The organism is Rhodobacter sp. NSM (genome assembly GCF_052244495.1).
Lineage (GTDB): Bacteria > Pseudomonadota > Alphaproteobacteria > Rhodobacterales > Rhodobacteraceae > Cereibacter_A.
Map to the genome: position 1 here is coordinate 1 of NZ_JBQPXH010000047.1, position 1,625 is coordinate 1,625.

1 protein-coding gene is annotated in these 1,625 nt (G+C 64.4%); it reads right to left on the bottom strand.

Translation table 11 applies throughout. The features are described 5' to 3' along the window. Positions 1-129: 129 nt before the first annotated feature. Positions 130-1,569 carry an IS1182 family transposase gene (locus tag ACTVZP_RS22165; protein WP_443214293.1) on the bottom strand — a complete coding sequence of 480 codons (1,440 nt, stop codon included), beginning with the start codon at positions 1,567-1,569 and terminating at the stop codon, positions 130-132. Positions 1,570-1,625 lie beyond the last annotated feature (56 nt).

The window sequence follows — 1,625 nt, forward strand, 5'->3', positions numbered from 1 at the left end:
GAGGCCGTGTGGAAACCGGCGATCGCGCTGCGGCGGATCTTGTTCGTCGACCCAAATGGCGGCGCTTCTCGAGGGAATTGTCGGATCACGCGGTGCCAGCTCGAGGTCATGCGCGCCGAGGCTGTCGGCTCAGCCAGACATCGCCTTCATCAGGCCTGCGATGCCGATTAGCGAGACCATCCGCTTGATGTTGTAGGCAAGAACGTTCAGCGCGAACTCCGTCCGAACGTTGTGGAGACGGCGGGTGAGGAAGTGGCTGGGGCCCATCCATGACTTGAGGGTGCCGAACGGATGCTCGACCGTGGAACGGCGGACACTCATCGGGGCCGATGCGCTGCGCCGCCGGGCTTGGACAGCTTCGATCAGGTGCTCCTGCTCCCAGCGGGTGATCCGCCGTTCCCGGCCGGTCGTGCAGCGAGCCTTGAGGTCGCAAGCCGCGCAGGCCGTGGTCCAGTAGCGCCGCAACTGAAGGCCATCCTCCTCGGTGGTGTATCGGTAGGTCAGCGCCTCGCCCGCCGGGCATCGGTAGATATCGGCCGTCGCCTCATAGGCAAAATCGGCCTTCACATACCGCCCCTCCGAACGGCTGCCCGAGGTGTCGGGGCGCGGCACGGTCGCGGTGATGCCAAGCTCGTGGCAGGTCAGGATCTCGCGGGCGCTGAAGTAGCCCTTGTCGGCGAGGATGTGCAGATCCTCCCGCTGAAGCACGGTCTTCGCCACGCAGGCCATCACCGCCAGCAGATCCCGGTCGTGGCCCTGGTTCGTCACGGCATGGGTCACGATCAGGTGGGTTTCGGCATCGACTACGCTCTGGACGTTGTAACCGACGTGCCCGCTGTGCTGCGCCCTTGTGGCCATGGCGCGTGCATCCGGATCGGTGAGCGATATCTGCCCGTCCGGCGCGTCGGCCAGGGCATCCTGCATCGCCAGCAGGCGCTCGATCTCCTGCCGGATCCGAAGGAAGCGACCGGTCAGATGTGCTGCCCGCTCGGTTCGCGCTTCGCCGGTTTCCTGACGATCGATCCGGTCGGCCTCCTCGATGTAGCGACCGACCTCGGCCTCGAGATGCGCCAGGCGGCTGGCCAACTTGCCCTTGGTGAAGTTGCGATCGCGGTTGTTGACCGCCTTGAACTTGCTCCCGTCGACCGCCACGCACTCGCCCTTCAGCACGCCGATCCGGCGACAGAGTTCCACGAACTGCGCACAGGTCTTGCGGATCGCTCCGCCGTTGTTGCGCCGAAAGTCGGCGATCGTCTTGTGATCCGGGACCAGTCGCCCGGTCAGCCACATCAGTTCGACATTGCGCCCCGCCTCGCGCTCGAGGCGCCGACTGGAGGGGATCCGGTTCAGATAGCCGTAGATGAACAGCTTGAGCAGGACCGCCGGATGATAGCCCGGCCGACCCGTCCGCGCCGCCGCGTGACGTTGAAAGCCAAGCTCTGCCAGATCGAGTTCATCAACGAAGAGATCGACGACACGGACAAGGTGATCCTCATAGATCCAGTCCTCCAACCGCTCAGGAAAAAGCGTCGTCTGCTCCCGATTCATGCCCTCGATGAAACCTGCCATGCCAAGCCTCCCCACTTCCGCAAGTCTAGCACAAACAGGGGTTTTCACACAGGCTC

Bases quoted from the DNA above. Each gene is read 5' to 3' on its own strand.
- ACTVZP_RS22165 (WP_443214293.1), bottom strand. From the start codon at position 1,569: ATGGCAGGTTTCATCGAGGGCATGAATCGGGAGCAGACGACGCTTTTT.